The organism is Micromonospora sp. WMMD729 (assembly GCF_049315225.1).
Lineage (GTDB): Bacteria > Actinomycetota > Actinomycetes > Mycobacteriales > Micromonosporaceae > Micromonospora.
In genome coordinates this window covers 4,194,162-4,208,868 of record NZ_CP186059.1, presented here as the reverse complement: position 1 = coordinate 4,208,868, position 14,707 = coordinate 4,194,162, and the positions used below count along the sequence as shown (strand labels likewise).

General features: G+C 72.4%; 13 protein-coding genes and 1 pseudogene. 10 read left to right on the top strand and 4 right to left on the bottom strand.

Annotated features, from left to right (window positions below):
• Positions 1–82: 82 nt before the first annotated feature.
• Together ACN263_RS19170 and ACN263_RS19165 are read right to left on the bottom strand one after the other, a co-directional pair.
• Entirely contained in the window at positions 83–484 is a 402-nt protein-coding gene (locus tag ACN263_RS19170) for a hypothetical protein (protein WP_422735763.1), read from the bottom strand.
• A 276-nt stretch (positions 485–760) separates the two neighbouring features.
• Entirely contained in the window at positions 761–1,969 is a 1,209-nt protein-coding gene (locus tag ACN263_RS19165) for a DUF2254 domain-containing protein (RefSeq protein ID WP_422735762.1), read from the bottom strand.
• A 116-nt stretch (positions 1,970–2,085) separates the two neighbouring features.
• Between ACN263_RS19165 and ACN263_RS19160 the strand changes: the two genes are divergently transcribed.
• On the top strand, positions 2,086–2,925 hold the full coding sequence (locus ACN263_RS19160; protein WP_422735761.1) for a L,D-transpeptidase family protein: 840 nt from the start codon (positions 2,086–2,088) through the stop codon (positions 2,923–2,925).
• 9 nt (positions 2,926–2,934) lie between these two features.
• On the opposite strand, the gene ACN263_RS19155 is transcribed toward ACN263_RS19160, so the two are convergent.
• Both ACN263_RS19155 and ACN263_RS19150 read right to left on the bottom strand, forming a co-directional pair.
• Entirely contained in the window at positions 2,935–3,615 is a 681-nt protein-coding gene (locus ACN263_RS19155; RefSeq protein WP_422735760.1) for a hypothetical protein, read from the bottom strand.
• A gap of 54 nt (positions 3,616–3,669) precedes the next feature.
• Positions 3,670–4,956 (bottom strand): low temperature requirement protein A, encoded by a 1,287-nt coding sequence (locus ACN263_RS19150; RefSeq protein ID WP_422735759.1) that lies wholly within the window; start codon positions 4,954–4,956, stop codon positions 3,670–3,672.
• A 136-nt stretch (positions 4,957–5,092) separates the two neighbouring features.
• Between ACN263_RS19150 and ACN263_RS19145 the strand changes: the two genes are divergently transcribed.
• The 9 genes and pseudogenes from ACN263_RS19145 to ACN263_RS19105 all read left to right on the top strand — a co-directional run bounded on the left by ACN263_RS19145 (position 5,093) and on the right by ACN263_RS19105 (position 14,707).
• The gene (locus ACN263_RS19145; protein ID WP_422735758.1) at positions 5,093–5,527 is read left to right on the top strand and encodes a phage holin family protein; all 435 of its coding nucleotides are present in this window, start codon (positions 5,093–5,095) and stop codon (positions 5,525–5,527) included.
• A gap of 23 nt (positions 5,528–5,550) precedes the next feature.
• The gene (locus tag ACN263_RS19140) at positions 5,551–5,985 is read left to right on the top strand and encodes a ChaB family protein (protein WP_422735757.1); all 435 of its coding nucleotides are present in this window, start codon (positions 5,551–5,553) and stop codon (positions 5,983–5,985) included.
• A gap of 55 nt (positions 5,986–6,040) precedes the next feature.
• A complete protein-coding gene (locus ACN263_RS19135; protein WP_422735756.1) occupies positions 6,041–7,255 on the top strand; it encodes a cation:proton antiporter in 1,215 nt (404 codons plus the stop codon).
• 215 nt (positions 7,256–7,470) lie between these two features.
• Positions 7,471–8,160, top strand: a pseudogene (locus ACN263_RS19130) (sigma-70 family RNA polymerase sigma factor); the annotation flags it as partial.
• A 598-nt stretch (positions 8,161–8,758) separates the two neighbouring features.
• Complete coding sequence (locus ACN263_RS19125; RefSeq protein WP_422735755.1) at positions 8,759–10,255, top strand: ANTAR domain-containing protein; 1,497 nt, start codon at positions 8,759–8,761, stop codon at positions 10,253–10,255.
• Between the two features lie 185 nt (positions 10,256–10,440).
• Positions 10,441–12,120, top strand: a complete 1,680-nt coding sequence (gene ctaD, locus ACN263_RS19120; protein WP_422735754.1) for a cytochrome c oxidase subunit I — start codon at positions 10,441–10,443, stop codon at positions 12,118–12,120.
• Between the two features lie 93 nt (positions 12,121–12,213).
• Positions 12,214–12,534: an NADH-quinone oxidoreductase subunit A gene (locus ACN263_RS19115; RefSeq protein ID WP_422740744.1), complete on the top strand. Its 321-nt coding sequence runs from the start codon at positions 12,214–12,216 to the stop codon at positions 12,532–12,534.
• A complete protein-coding gene (locus ACN263_RS19110) occupies positions 12,525–13,787 on the top strand; it encodes a hypothetical protein (protein ID WP_422735753.1) in 1,263 nt (420 codons plus the stop codon). The genes ACN263_RS19115 and ACN263_RS19110 overlap by 10 nt, the downstream gene beginning before the upstream one ends.
• Positions 13,788–13,825: 38 nt before the next feature.
• Positions 13,826–14,707 (top strand): complex I subunit 1 family protein, encoded by an 882-nt coding sequence (locus tag ACN263_RS19105; RefSeq protein WP_422740743.1) that lies wholly within the window; start codon positions 13,826–13,828, stop codon positions 14,705–14,707.

The window sequence follows — 14,707 nt, the reverse complement described above, 5'->3', positions numbered from 1 at the left end:
CACCGCGGCACCACGCACCTGGCCTGCGCAGCAGAGCCGAACACCTACCTCTGCGGGCAGAGACCGGCGCGAGGAAGCTCGTTCAGCAACGCAGGTCTCGGCGGCGGTAGCCGGCAACCCCGAGCGCGGTCAGAAGCGTGGCGAGGGCCAGCATGACTGTCGTGACCGTCATGCAGGCGTTGGTGAGTGGTACGGGTGCCAGGTGAGCGAACGGTGAGATGTCGCGTACCCAGTCCGGTGCTCCGACGCTCTCGGCGATGACCAGCAGCAGGAACCCGCCGATGGTGGGAACGCCGCCGAGGAGCATCGTCAAACGCGGCATCCAGCCGACCGCGAACGACGCCGCGCCGAGGCTGAGCAGCACGAGCGGGAGAATGTTCCATGCGCCGCGCAGGGCGGCGCTCGGAGCCAGCTCGCCGCCGATGGCGGCCCCGCCGAGCCAGGTCGCCAGACCGGCGCAGGTGGCCAGGACCGCCGCGGCCACGGCGGTGACCGCCAGTTCGGTGCCGATCAGCCGGGCCCGGGTGATCGGTTGACTCGCGAGCAGGGTCAGTCGCCGGTCGGTCTCGGCGGTCGGTGACCGTACCGTTTGGTGAGGTCGACAGCGCGCAGCGCGACGTCGGTCATGGCGCGAAGCCCTTCGGTCGGTATGGATCGATGACCGCCGACCAGGCTTCCCGGCACACCTGTGGTTCACCGTACCTCCGGCCCGCACCGGCCGAAAACCCCATGACACTGCGCGCGACCCGTCATTGTCGACTCACTTCTGCCGCGTCTCGATCCTCCGATCGATATCGGGCAGATGTTCCGGTAGCGCCACTGATCGCAGATCTGCGAGCACATGCTCCAGGAGCCGGTCGATTCGAGGCTGCTCGTGTCCCGACCGCCGGACGTCGTCGACCGCGACCGCGAGGAAACCGTCGAACGTCTGTGACCGGGCCCGTACGCGTGGGGTGCTGTCGGGGTCGTCGACGAGCAGACGGTGAGCGGGCCGGCCGGCGAGCCGACGCAGCAGGTCGTGCATCTCCTGGACGCTGCGGACCGCGGTGGTGGTGTCGTTGATGCCCGGCGACAGGGCTCGCTCGGCGATGTCGGTCAGTTGCCGGAACCCGAACTCGACGTCCTGACCGAGGGTCCGCTCGACGCCGAGGCTCACCGCGACGCACGCCCGCGCGTCCGCAACGGTCGTGGGGAGGGGGCCGCCGGGCAGCGGATGAACCGTGACCAGCGGTTGCCCCGCCACAACGAAGTCGCCCGGCGCGGGCAGGACCGACAGGGCGCAGTCGTGGTCGCGGGCCAGCGCGGCGAGCCGGCCGAGGTCGACGTGCTCGACGGCGCCAGGTCGCACCGCGTTGATGACCTGCACCGGCGGTGTCAGCGCGGTGACGGGTGCGGCGCTCGGGCCGACCGGGTACTGCTCTTCGATCACCCGGCGGCACTGAGCGCCGACCGCGGCGATGATGTGCGAGACCCGCATGACCGTGGTGACGTGGTGCAGGTAGTAGACGAACAGCCCGCTGCTGGCGAGCACGAGCGCCATCGCCACGGCCAGCGAGAGTTCCGGCAGTCGGGTGGCGGCGCCGGCCGGCAGCGCCGCCAGCACCACCATGGCGAACAGTGCGGTCGCCAGGAAGGTGCCCAGCGCCGCCTGCGTGATGCGGTCCTGCAGGAACGTCCGTAGCACCCGGGGCGAGTACTGGCTGCTGGCGAGTTGCACGGCCACCACGGTGATGGAGAAGACCAGCGCGGTGAACGAGATCATCGCGGTGATGATCGACGACAGCAGCGACCGGGCGCCGGCGACGCTGCTGGGTAGGAACCCGCCGGTCGGCAGGCCCAGTCGCAGCTCGGCGACCGACAGGCCGAGGGCCAGCAGCACGGCCCCGAGGGCGAAGGCCGCCGGCACCAGCCAGAAACCCGACCACGCTGCCGCCAGCCGGGATCGGAGGGTACGCGGCACAGGGCTCATCCCGCCGTAATCCCCCGTGCGCGCCTCCCGCATACCTGGCACAGGGTCTGTTTACCTGGGCAAAGAGCACGACTGGATGTACGAAGGGAGTGGGTCGGGATTCCGGCACGCTGATCATGAACAGTCGGGACATCACGGTACGCGTCACGTCCGCCGCCGTTCTGCTGCTCGTAGCCGCCTGCGGCGACGGCCGGCAGCCGGCGCCGACCTCGTCCGGCCCGAGCCACGCGGTGACGTCGACACCGTCGCCGCTTCCACCGAGTGCCTCGACGACCGGTGCGGCGCCCAGGCCCGCACCCACCACGGCATTGCCCTCGTCCAGCCCGTCGCCGTCGCGCACCCCGGAGGCCGGAGCGCGGGACGCCCTGCGTCGCGGCGACACCGGCGACGCGGTGCAGGCGTTGCAGGAGCGGCTGGACCGGCTCGGATACTGGATCGGCGAGCCCGACGGCAGCTTCGGCCTGCTCACCGAGCAGGCCGTCTACGCGCTGCAGAAGGCCGCCGGTCTCCGACCGGACGGGGTCGTCGGGCCGAGGACCCGCGCCGCGCTCGAGAACGGCAAGCGTCCGGACGCCCGCAGCACGGACGGTCACCTCGCCGAGGTGGACCTGGACCGGCAGTTGCTGATGATCGTCGACGACGGCGAGGTGAGCCGGGTCTTCAACACCTCGACCGGTACGTTCGAGCACTACGTTCACGAGGGCAAGACGTATCTGGCGGACACCCCGCGCGGCAGGTGGACCATCGACTGGCAGGTCGACGGGTGGCGCGACGGTCCGCTCGGCCGGCTGTACCGGCCGAAGTACTTCCAGGAGCAGGGGATCGCCATCCACGGCTACACCAGCGTCCCGCCGTATCCGGCGTCGCACGGTTGCGTGCGGGTGACGTTGTCGGCGATGGACTGGCTGTGGGCGCAGGACGTGCTGCCGAAGAAGACCCGGGTGTGGGTGTACTGAACGTTCAGCTCACTCGTCCGGTTGGCGGCGTGCGTCCTCGGTCCGTTCGCGACTGAGGAAAAACGCGCCGAGCGCGCCGGCCAGGGTGCCGAACACCGCCACCGAGTACGCGGCGAGCACCAGCTCCAGGGCCTGTGCGAAGGTGTCGTCGGCGCGCAGCGGCTCGCCGGTGATGGTGGTGAGGGCCGCGTCGTGCAGGGCCCGGGGGAGGCTGCCGTAGGAGCTGGTGACCGTGAGCAGTCGTCCGGCCGCGAGAATGACGGCCAGGGTCACCACCGCGAGCCAGGCCAGCCGGTCGGTGAGCAGGCGGCCGGCGGAGCGGGATCCGCGGATGGCGGCGGCGACGACCCCACCCCCTCGGGCCGCCCGCAGCGCGCTCGCCGCCCGCAGGAACCGCAGGAACGGCACCGCCAGGAAGATCAGTTGCCACCAGTTGTGTTTCCAGAACTCGCGCGCGTGGTGGCGGGCGAGCCAGGCGCGGAGCGTGAATTCGGCGACGAAGACCGCCCACAGGACCCAGCTGGTGACGGTGAGCGTGGTGCTGAGCGGTTCGTCGTGGATGACCGCCTGCGCGAGGACCAGCAGGAGGAAGAGCAACCCCAGGACGCCCATCGGCTTGTCCAGCCGGTGGGCGAGTCCGTTGAGCCGCGCGTCGTCCTCGCGACGGCGCCGGCGTGGATCGTCGCTCACGCTGCGGGAGACTACCCGGGTCTGGGTTAGGAAACCGGCACTCACAGCAAGGTCTCACAGGTGCCGCTCCCGCCACGCGCTGACCGCCTCCTCAGTGACATGCTCCTCCCGACGCAGCAGGCTTTTGACGCGTCTGCGGTCGACGGTCATGCGCTGCGACACCGCGAGTGCCCCGCACACCACGACGAGCACCGCGAGGGCGAGCAGCGGCGCGAGGTGAGCCCCGGCCACCGTCAGCGCGGCGACCAGGACGGCGGTGCCGAGAACGGGCCGGTTCGTGCGGTGAAATGCCCGACCAGCGATCGCCACCTGACTGAGCAGGTAGAGCGCGACGCCGCCGTGCAGGGCGACGCTCGCCGGCGCGGGCAGTGGGGAGTGCCGCACGGCGACCGCTTCCACCAGCAACGTGAGGCCCAGGGCGGTGCTCACCACGCCGAGAATGGTCAGCAGGTGCAGATAGGTGTAGACGTCGCGGGCCAGCGGTACCCGCACGGCGTCCCGCACACCGTGCAGACTCTGCTCCACGCCGGCGGCCAGGCTGTCGAAGTGCAACCACCACAGCGCGGCGACCAGCGCGATGCCCAGCACGGACGCGGTGAGAACCCGGGTGGTCAGCGCCAGCCTGTCGAACCGGCCGGGGCCGACGCCCAGCGAGATCACCACCTCGCCCAAGGCGATGAGCACGATCAGCGCGTGCCGCTCGGCCCAGTGCCCGGCCGACGGCAGCGACCAGTGCGCGTAGGGCAGCACCAGGCCGACCGCGTACTCCACGACCAGGGCCGCGCTCCACAGGATCAGACGGGCCTCCAGCACCGCATCGGCCGGCACCCACCACGGCACGGCGACTGACAGCCCGATCGGTACGGCGGCCAGCAGCGGCGGAACGGTGACGGCGGCGGGCTGGACACGGGTGTGCCCGGCACGGGTGAGCACGAACACGAACCCGACCGAGGTCAGCGCACGCACGATCAGGTACGACCCGGCGAACACCAGAGGGCCCGGCAGGTCGTCCGGCTGATCGACGAAGGCCTGCGGAATCGCGATCGCCAGCACGAACACCGCGGCCATGATCCCGAAGCCGAGCACCGGCAGGATGCCATGGTCGGCGCGGACGACGTTGCCGAGCGCGACGAAGCCGGTCCAGCACCACCACAGCAGCGCCACCACCACGACACCGCTCACGACCTGCGCAGCTGCGAGATCATGGGAGACGAGGCCGGTGACGTTGAGGAAGGCGAAGACGAAGATCAGGTCGTAGAACAGCTCGAGCCGGGTGACCCGGCTGCCTGGCGCCACCGGTATCAGCCATCGGGACCGGCGCAGGCGCGGTGGGCTGCTCACCCGGCCAGTCTCAGGCATCCGACCGGGGCGGGTCCCGGCTTTTGCGCCCCCGTGCGGGTCGAAAGCTGCGGCATCGCGTGTGCGGACCGTTCGCCCGGGTACGCCCGGAGCAAGCGGCCGCGTAGTGGGAGGTGCGATGAGCGACGGGACCGTACGACCGGACGGGCGGCGAAGCCCCACCGAGCGGCTGGCCGAGGACGTGGCCGACGTCGTACGCGAGGAGGTCCGGGCGGTCCGCGCGCAGGTGGGCGAGGCGGCCCGCCCGGCCGGCGTGGGGATCGTGTTGCTGGCGGCCGCCGGTGGCTGCCTCGTGTTCGGCGCGGGAGCGGCGTCGACCACCGCGTTGCGCGTGCTGGAGACGATGCTCCCGCGCCGGCTGGCCGCCGCCGGCCTCACCGCCGGCTACCTTGTCGCGGCCGTGGTGCTGGGGCGGGCGGGGCTGGCGCAGTTGCGGGCGGCCGGGGGACCCTCGGCGCGGCTCGCCGACGACGTGCGGGACATGGTCACCGAAACCGCCGGCCGGGTGTTGCCGGCGGGCGTCGACGCCGCCCGCGACGAACTGAACAGGTGACACCGGATCAGGGAGGCAGCGAGATGCCGGACAAGCACGAGCAGGCCGACCAGATGCGCGACGACGTGCCGTCAACGATCGCGCGTTCGGACGACAAGGCGGTCCGCACGTACAAGAAGACCCTGGAGTCGGCCGAGGACAGCTACGGCGACGGCGAGCGGGCGCACCGGGCGGCGTACGCGTCGTTGAAGCACACTCACGAGAAGGTCGGCGATCACTGGGAGCCCAAGGAACGCAAGGGCCCCTCAGATCCGCAGGCAGCCCAGGGCACCCCGGCGTCCCGCGACCGCGAACGGCCGACCGCGCAGGGGGTGGATGCCAACGCCAGCAAGGGGCACCTGGACGACGTGGCCCGCAAGATCGGCATCGACGAGCCGGAGAACATGAACAAGGGGGAGCTGGTCGAGGCGATCGAGAGGGCCAACGCCCGGGCCACCGCTCGCGCTCGACACAGGTGAGGTACCAGCAGCGCGCAGCGGGTGAGGTCGCTGGCACGACGGGTAGCGGGCGGGCATGAGTCCGCTGCTGCTCGCGTACGCCCTCGTCGGAGGGCTCGGTGTCCTGCTCGCGTTCTGGTCCAGCGCCATCCGCCGGACCGTGCTGTCCGAGCCGCTGCTGGCGCTGGCGCTGGGGGCGCTGGCAGGCCCGGTGCTCGGCCTGATCGACCTCAGCGACCGGCTCGGCGACGAGCTCAACCGTGAGGTGAGCCGGGCCCTGCTGGCGGTGTCGCTGATGGCCGTCGCGCTGCGCTTCCCGCTCGCCGGCTACCGGGCCGTGCTCCGCCCGGTCCTGGTGCTGCTCTCCGCCGGCATGATCGGAATGGCGCTGCTCAGCACCGGACTGTCCTGGCTGGTACTCGGCATGCCGCTGGGCCTGGCCGCGCTGCTCGGCAGCTGTCTGACCCCCACCGACCCGGTGCTGGCCTCGGGCATCGTCTCCGGCGGCCCGGCTGAGCGGCAACTGCCCGACCGACTTCGGCAGGTGATCAGCGGCGAGTCCGGCGGCAACGACGGGCTCGCGTTCCCCCTCGTCGTCCTCGCCCTGGCCGCTGTCGGCGCGCAGCCGTGGACGGACCAGGTGACCGCGGCGGTGTGGGGTGTGCTCGGCGCGGTGGTCGTCGGCGTCCTGCTCGGTTGGTTGGCCGGTCACGCCGTTCGTGCGGCGAGCCGTAGGGAGACGCTGGACCAGGGGTCGCTGCTGGTCTTCGCGGTGCTGCTCGGTATCGCCGCGCTGGGGGTCGCGCGGGTGCTGGACACCGACGGCATCCTCGCCGCGTTCGTCACCGGGCTGGCCTACAACCGGGTCATCGGCGACCAGCCCCGCATCGCCGAGCAGAAGCTGGACGACTCGCTCACCCGTTACCTGGTGCTGCCACTGTTCTTCCTGCTCGGCGTCGAACTACCGTGGCGCGACTGGCTCGACGCCGGCTGGCGACTGGCGCTCTTCGCCGTCGCGGTTCTGCTGCTGCGGCGCCTACCGGTGGTGCTCGCGCTGAAGACACCGCTTGGCCTGCCGTGGCGGGAACTGGTCTTCCTCGGCTGGTTCGGCCCGATCGGCGTGTCCGCGCTGTTTTACCTGGCCTTCAGCGCCGACGAGGGCGCGCGGGACCCGATGCTCTGGACCGCCGGCAGCCTCGTCGTCGCGCTCAGCGTCGTGGTGCACGGCACCACCGCGATGCCCGGCCGCCGCTGGTACGCCGCCGGACGGTCCGAGATCTCGAAGCGATAACGGTCCCCGGCTCGGCGTTTGACGACGGCCCACCCGGAAAGCGATCGACGTAGCTCGCGCTTCGAAGCCGTGGTGTCGACAAACGGCACCAGGACGGCCACGTCCACCCTGGCGGCTCAGCGCGCATCTCCGGGGCTCATCCCTGCCCGCACGCGAGTCACGCGGCCGCGGCGGCCCCGCGACCGCTGATCCGCTGCCTCGTGTGGAGGACGTCCATGACCATGTCCGCACTGCGCTCCGACGCCGGCGTCGACGAGCTGTTCGCCATGCTGCACGACGCCGTCGACCCGACCGGGCGCGTCCGGGAGCGCCTGGTCGAGACGCACCGACCGCTCGCGGTGGGCCTGGCCCGCCGGTACGCGCACCGCGGCGAGCCACTCGACGACCTCGTCCAGGTCGCCTGCTACGCGTTGGTGAAGGCGATCGACGCGTACGATCCGCGGCGCGGGGTGCCGTTCGCCGGCTACGCCACCCCGACCATCCTGGGTGAGTTGAAACGCCACTTCCGCGACCACGGCTGGGGGGTCCGGGTCCCCCGCACCCTCAAGGAGCGGTACCTGCTGGTACACGCGGCCGAGGCCGAACTGACCCGCCGGTCGCAGCGCGTGCCGCGGGCCGACGAGGTGGCCGGGCACCTGCGCATACCGGTCGAGGCGGTGGTGGAGGCGTTGGCCGCCGGGCAGGCGTACCGCAACGTGTCGCTGCACCGGCCAGCCGGCGGGGACGACGACTCGGGGGAGCGAGAGGACCTGCTGGCCGAGCGGGACTCCCGGGTGGAGGGCCTGAGCGACCGACTCGACCTGCTGGCGGCGCTGCGCCGGTTGCCGGAACGGGAGCGGGCCGTGGTGATCCGCTACTTCCAGGGCAGCCAGACCCAGGAGCAGATCGGTGATCTGCTCGGCATCTCGCAGATGCACGTGTCCCGCCTCCTGCGCCGGGCGATCGGTCTGCTGCGACGGGAGATGACCGCCGAGCAGCCGGCCGATGTCGGCTTCGACGGCGGTCGGGTCCGGGTGATGGTCCGCCGCACCGGCAGCACCGCCGTGGCGACCGTGACCGGTGTGCTCGACGACGACGGCGTGGAGCTGATCCGCGACCGGCTCACCCGGCTGGCGGTGACCGACCGACCCCGTGCCCTGGTGGTGGACCTGCGGCGGGCGTCGATCGAGTCGCCCCGTCTGGCCCGGACGGTCCTGGACCTGTGCGGGACCTGCGCGCACGTGCGCGCGCGGCTCACGCTGGTCAACCTGCCGCCGAACGGGATGAGCCTGCTGCGGCGCACGGGCCTGATCCGACTGGTCTCCTGCCTGCCGGCCCGGGGCGGCATCCCCCATGTCGTCCAGGCGCGGCCCGGTGACGTCGATCCGGGGCGGCTCACGCAACCGTGCCGGCCGCGACCGGCGGGGATAGGGTCGAGCCGCGACGACGACGGGCCGACGGTGGGGACGGGACGTGACGCGACGGCGAACGGCGGCTACTCCGCCCCCACCCCTGGTGGGAACCGTGCAGCGGCTCCAACGCGAGCTGGACACGCTGCGTCGGGAGCGGCGCGCGCACGCGGTGGTGGAGCAGGCCACCGGTCTGCTGATCGCTCGGCTGGACTGCTCGCCGGAGGAAGCGTTCGCGCACCTGAGACGGATCTCCCAGCACACCAACATCCGGCTGGTGGACGTGGCCGCTGGGCTGCTCGGCACCGCCGCCCCGCCGCCTTCGGCCCCGCCGTCGGCGTCCTCGCCCGAGCCGTTCCGGCCGGAGCGCTATTTGCACCCGCTGCCCCCGTCGCCGGAACCGGAGGTCACCGGTGCGCCGTCCCTGACCGGCGAGGCCGCCGCCCGCTACCACCTGACCCGAGCCGCCATGGCGGCTGCCACCGAGGCGGACGGCGTGGCCGAGGCGCTGTCGGAGGGCGTGTGTCACCTCGGCGCGGGCCCGACCCTGCTCGGTCTGCTGGAACCGGACGGCGCGGTGCGGCTGGTCGGCTCGTACGGACTGCCCCGATCCGTGGCGAGCCTGTGGCAGCGCGCTCCGGGCACGGTCAACATGGCGCTGCTGCGCGCGGCCGTGGACGGGAACCCGTTGTGGCTGACCCGGGACGAGGCCCGCCGGCGGGGCTACGGCTTCATCGGCGGTGGCGCCATGCGGGTCTGTCTCCCGCTTCGCCGGGCCGAGCGCACGATCGGGGTGGCCGCGATCAGTTGGGACAGCCCACGGGATCTCGGCGACGCGGAACGCGCGTACGTGATGGCGGTCGCCGAGGCCGCCGGCCGGCGGCTGTCGGCGCTGTCCTCGGGGCTGGTCGACGCGCCGGCAGCCCACTGGCTGGAGGCGGTGCTCGACGCGCTGCCTGGCTCGGCGGCGCTGTGGTGCCCGGTACGCGACCACGACGCAACGATCGTCGACTTCCGGCTCGACCGGTGCAGCCCGGACGCGACCGACGGCGCGGACCGCGGCCGGGACGCACTCACCGGCCTCCGGCTGCTCGAACTCCACCCGTCCGCGGCCGACGACGGCATCGTCGCCGGCTGCGCCCGTGCCCTACACGAAGGGCGTCCTTTCCGGTGGGGGCCGGGCCAGGTGTGGCGGGCTGGCGGCGCACGGCCGACTCAGGCGTTGCTCAGCCTCCGGGCTGTCCCGTTCGGCGACGGCCTGCTCACCAGTTGGTGTTACCACGACGAGCAGCGACGTGTCGCGGACCGATCGGCCCGCATCGAGCGGGTCGGCGACGCCGGGTGGGTCGAGTGGGATCTCGCTGCTGGTGAGATGGTCTGGTCCTACGGCGCCTACCAGATCCCGGCCGGGATCCGGCAAACGGTCCGTTACCCCTGGGTGCCCTTTGTCGCTGGGCGGTGCCGGCGGACGCCACCCGGGTTCAGGAGGCACTGCGCGGCCTCATCGAACGGGCCGAGCCGGTCGACATGGAGTTCGGCGTGCGCCGCCGTGGTGCGGCGTGGCACGTTCGGCTCATCGCGGACCCCGCCGTGGATCGTGACGGCCGGGTGACCGCCGTGCACGGCGCGGTGGCCCGCCGCTGACCGTAGCCGCAACGCCGGACGTGACACATTTCCACCTGGCGGTGGGCATGGTCCGGCTGCCGAGTCCGGCGACAACCGGCGGGAAATGACGCCGCCCGGGTTTGCGCTCCGGCCTGGCCGGACATGGGTGCCGCACCTGGGGAAGGGGAGCGGATGGACCTGTGGACGGCTCCGGGGTCGGTCGACGTGGTGGGGCCGGTCCACCGACCGGTGCGCGGTTCGGCGCTGGCGCGGCTGCTGCGCACCACCGATGCCAAGCAGATCGGCGTGCTCTACCTGACCACCGCGTTCGGCTTCTTCCTGGTGGGCGGGCTGCTGGCGCTGGTCATGCGGGCCGAGTTGGCCCGGCCGGGTATGCAGGTGCTCTCCTCCGAGCAGTACAACCAGCTGTTCACCATGCACGGCACGATCATGCTGTTGCTGTTCGCCACGCCGATCGTGTTCGCCTTCGCGAACTACCTTGTGCCCTTGCAGATCGGCGCGCCGGACGTGGCGTTTCCCCGGCTGAACGCATTCGCCTACTGGCTGTACCTGTTCGGCGGGCTGCTCGTGTTGGGCGGGTTCGCCACTCCGGGCGGCGCCGCCGACTCCGGCTGGACGGCCTACCAGCCGCTCGCCGGGCCCGCACACTCGCCCGGGACGGGCGCCAACCTGTGGCTGCTCGGCCTGGTCGTCTCCGGGTTGGGCACGATCCTCGGCGCGGTCAACCTGATCACCACCGTGCTGACGTTGCGCGCCCCCGGCATGACCATGTTCCGGATGCCGATCCTCACCTGGAACATCCTGGTCACCGCCGTTCTGGTGATTCTGGTGTTCCCGCTGCTGGCCGCCGCGTTGCTCGCCGCGCTCGCCGACCGGCAACTCGACGCGCACGTCTACGACCCGGCGACCGGGGGGCAGATGCTGTGGCAGCACCTGTTCTGGTTCTTCGGGCACCCCGAGGTCTACATCGTGGCGTTGCCGTTCTTCGGCATCATCACCGAGATCATCCCGGTGTTCTCCCGCAAGCCGGTCTTCGGCTACCGGGGACTGATCGGCGCGACGCTGGGCATCGCCGCGCTGTCGATGAGCGTGTGGGCGCACCACATGTTCGCCACCGGCCAGGTGCTGCTGCCGTTCTTCAGTTTCCTGAGTTACCTGATCGCCGTACCGACCGGGATCAAGTTCTTCAACTGGATCGGCACCATGTGGCGGGGGCAGATCACGTTCGAGACGCCGATGCTGTTCGCACTCGGCTTCCTGGTGACGTTCCTGCTCGGTGGGTTGACGGGTGTGCTGCTGGCCAGCCCGCCGGTGGATTTCCACCTGCACGACTCGTACTTCGTGGTGGCGCACTTCCACTACGTGCTGTTCGGCACCATCGTGTTCGCCGTCTTCGGTGGCGTCTATTTCTGGTTCCCGAAGATGTTCGGCCGGATGCTCGACGAGCGCCTCGGTAAGGTGCACTTCTGGCTCACCATGATCGGCTTCCACGCCACGTTCCTGGTGCAGCACTGGCTCGGCGCCGAGGGCATGCCCCGCCGGTACGCCGACTATCTGGCCCTGGACGGCTTCACCACGCTGAACACGATCTCCACGATCGGATCGTTCGTGCTCGGCATCTCGACGCTGCCGTTCCTGTGGAACGTCTGGCGCTCCTACCGGTTCGGACCCGTCGTGCGCGAGTCGGACCCGTGGGGTCACGGTCTCTCACTGGAGTGGGTCACGTCCTCGCCGCCGCCGCTGCGCAACTTCGACCGCATGCCGCGAATCCGCTCCGAGCGGCCCGCGTACGACCTGCGGCAGGAGCGGGCGGCGGCGACGCTGCCCGGCCCGCGCGGCGCGGTGGACTGACCGTTACCGGGCGGGAACGTCGGCAGGCTGGCAGGGTGAAGACACCGATTCGGAAGGGACCGACGAATGGGGCGATACGGGCCGGTGCTGGCCATGCTCGGGCTGGCCGCCGCGCTGGTGGGCACCCTCTACCTGGCACACCTGCGGACCGCGGTGGCCGGGCCGTCGACCGTCGCGGCGTTCCGGTCCGGGCTGCCGCCCCGCGAGCACGCCGTCTCCCGGTTCCACGTCCGCTGGTACGCGATCAGCCTGCTCTTTCTCGCCTTCGACGTGGAGATGCTGTTCATGTACCCGTGGGCGGTGGTGGTCGTAGACGTCGGCACGCGCGCCGTGGTGGAGATGTTCGTCTTCCTCGGCCTGCTGATGGCCGGCGTCGTCTACGCCTGGCGGGAGGGCGCGCTGCGGTGGGCCTGATCGGCGACGTCCTGGCCCGTTGGGCGGCCCATCGGCCGCACCTGCTGGTCGCGGCCGTACCCGGCGCCACCGACGCCCGCCTGGCCGTGGAGGCGCATGCCGACCGGGCCGGCTGGCCGCTCGCGGCGTCCCCGGCCGACGCCGACCTGCTGGTGATCGCCGGGGAACCTGGTGCCGAGCTGACGGCGGCGATCGAGCGGGTGTGGGACCAGTTCCCGGGACCCCGGGCGCGGACCCGGATCACCGACCCGGCCGGGGCGGCGCCCGCGCTGCGCACTGCGGTCGCCCGGTTGACCGGGGCGGGCGGCACGCCGCCGGACCTGGGGCCGGGGTGTGCGCAAGAGAACGGTTCCTCGGCCGACCAGGATGGAAGGCGCGGCCAGGAGGAAGGGCCCGGCCAGGAGGAGGGACGGCGCGGGCCGGCCGCGTGCCACCGGGAGCATTCGGGCCACGGGCAGGAGACGCGCGACGCGTGGAGCGCGGACCACGGGCAGCACGGTGGTGGGTCGGGGCGGCCCGAGCACGCTGACCACGACGGGATGTCCATGCCGGGCGGGCTGATGATGGCCCAGCGGGCCGAGGACCGCGACGGGCTGAAGCTGGACGTGCTGCACCTGGCGCTCGGTCCGGTGCTGGCGGACTGGCCAGCCGGTCTGGTCGTCGAGCTGGCCGTGCAGGGCGACGTGGTGCAGTCGGCGAGCGCCCGCATACTGCCTCCGGCCGACCCGGCGGCCGTGCGACCGTACCCGGACGTGAAGCACCCCGGGCTGTGGCGACGCCGACAGGCTGTGGCCCATCTCGACTCGCTGGGCCGGCTCTGGGCGGCCGTGGGCTGGCCGGCCGGCGCGACAGCCGCTCGGCGGCTGCGCGACGCGCTCGTCGACGATGTGCCGCTCGCCGTGGCGTACACCGGCTTCCGACCGCTCGCCCGGTGGGCCCGGCGCTCGCGCGCGTTGCACCTCGCCACCGACGGCCTGGGGGTGCTGTCTCCGGTGGCGGCGGCCCGCGCCGGCGTGCGGGTCCCGGCGGCGGTCTGCGGCGACGCGACCGCCCGGTGGCGGCACCGGCTGGCCGAGACGGACCGGCTGCTGGCCGGCGGCGAACCCGACGCCGCGCCGGAGCCGGATGCGGCGGCGGTGCTGGCAGTGGCGACGCGGCTCATGGTCGGGCTGGATCTGGCCGCGGCCCGGGTGGTGCTGGCCTCGTTCGACCCCGACCCGGACGGGCTGCTGACCTGCGGGGCGGGGTTGTGAGCGTCGGCCCGTGGTGGGGGGTTCTGCCCGCCGCCGGAATGCTGCTGGGCGCGGCGCTGGCCGCTGCGGTGCTGGCGGGACTGCTCGACCCGGCCGGCGGGCCGACGCTCGGGCACCGGGCCGGGCGGCCGCTGTGGGAGACCGCCCGACTGCTGCGCCAGCGCCGGCGGGGCGTGGTGGCGGCGGATCTCCTGCTGTGGCGGCTCGGGTTAGCCGGGCCGCTGGTGGTGGCGCTGCTCATGGTCGTGGTGGTGCCGCTGGGCGACCGGGTGGTGGCCGACCTGCCGGTCGGGGTGGTCTGGTTCAACGCCATGGACGTGCTGCTCTGGGCGGCGATGTGGCTCGCCGGTTGGGGAAGCAACAGCGCGTACGGCCTGGTCGGAGGTTACCGCTTCCTGGCGCAGGCGCTCGGCTACGAGCTGCCGCTGATGTTCGCGCTGACCGCCCCGGCGGTGGCGGCCGGCAGCCTGCGGATCGCCGACGTGGTGGCGGCGCAGCGGGAGCTGTGGTTCGTGGTGTCGATGCCGGTGGCGTTCCTGGTCCTCCTCGGCGCGGTGCTCGCGTTCAGCATGTTCGGGCCGTTCGCCTATCCAAACGGGCGGGACGCGGCCGGCGCAGTGCTGGCCGAGCCGTCCGGCGTGGACCGGCTGGTCCTGCTCGCCGGCCGGTACGCGCTGCTGGTGGCGGGCGCGGCGACGGCGGTGGCGCTGTTCCTCGGCGGCGGTTCGGGGCCGCTGCTGCCGGCGTGGCTGTGGAGCGTGGTGAAGACGTTGGCCGTGGTGGCCGCCCTGGTGACGCTGCGCGGCCGGGTGCCGGTGCTGCGGGCGGACCGGCTGATGCGCGTGGCCTGGCTGGTGGTGCTGCCCGCCACGCTGGCGCAGGTGCTGGTGGTGGCGGTGATCGTGGTGGGAAGGGGCTGA

Excerpts from the sequence above, each read along its gene's own strand:
- ACN263_RS19135 (WP_422735756.1), top strand. The coding sequence starts at position 6,041 with ATGAGTCCGCTGCTGCTCGCGTACGCCCTCGTCGGAGGGCTCGGTGTC.
- ctaD (WP_422735754.1), top strand. The coding sequence starts at position 10,441 with ATGGACCTGTGGACGGCTCCGGGGTCGGTCGACGTGGTGGGGCCGGTC.
- ACN263_RS19145 (WP_422735758.1), top strand. The coding sequence starts at position 5,093 with ATGAGCGACGGGACCGTACGACCGGACGGGCGGCGAAGCCCCACCGAG.
- ACN263_RS19160 (WP_422735761.1), top strand. The coding sequence starts at position 2,086 with ATGAACAGTCGGGACATCACGGTACGCGTCACGTCCGCCGCCGTTCTG.
- ACN263_RS19115 (WP_422740744.1), top strand. The coding sequence starts at position 12,214 with ATGCTCGGGCTGGCCGCCGCGCTGGTGGGCACCCTCTACCTGGCACAC.
- ACN263_RS19105 (WP_422740743.1), top strand. The coding sequence starts at position 13,826 with ATGCTGCTGGGCGCGGCGCTGGCCGCTGCGGTGCTGGCGGGACTGCTC.
- ACN263_RS19140 (WP_422735757.1), top strand. The coding sequence starts at position 5,551 with ATGCCGGACAAGCACGAGCAGGCCGACCAGATGCGCGACGACGTGCCG.
- ACN263_RS19165 (WP_422735762.1), bottom strand. The coding sequence starts at position 1,969 with ATGAGCCCTGTGCCGCGTACCCTCCGATCCCGGCTGGCGGCAGCGTGG.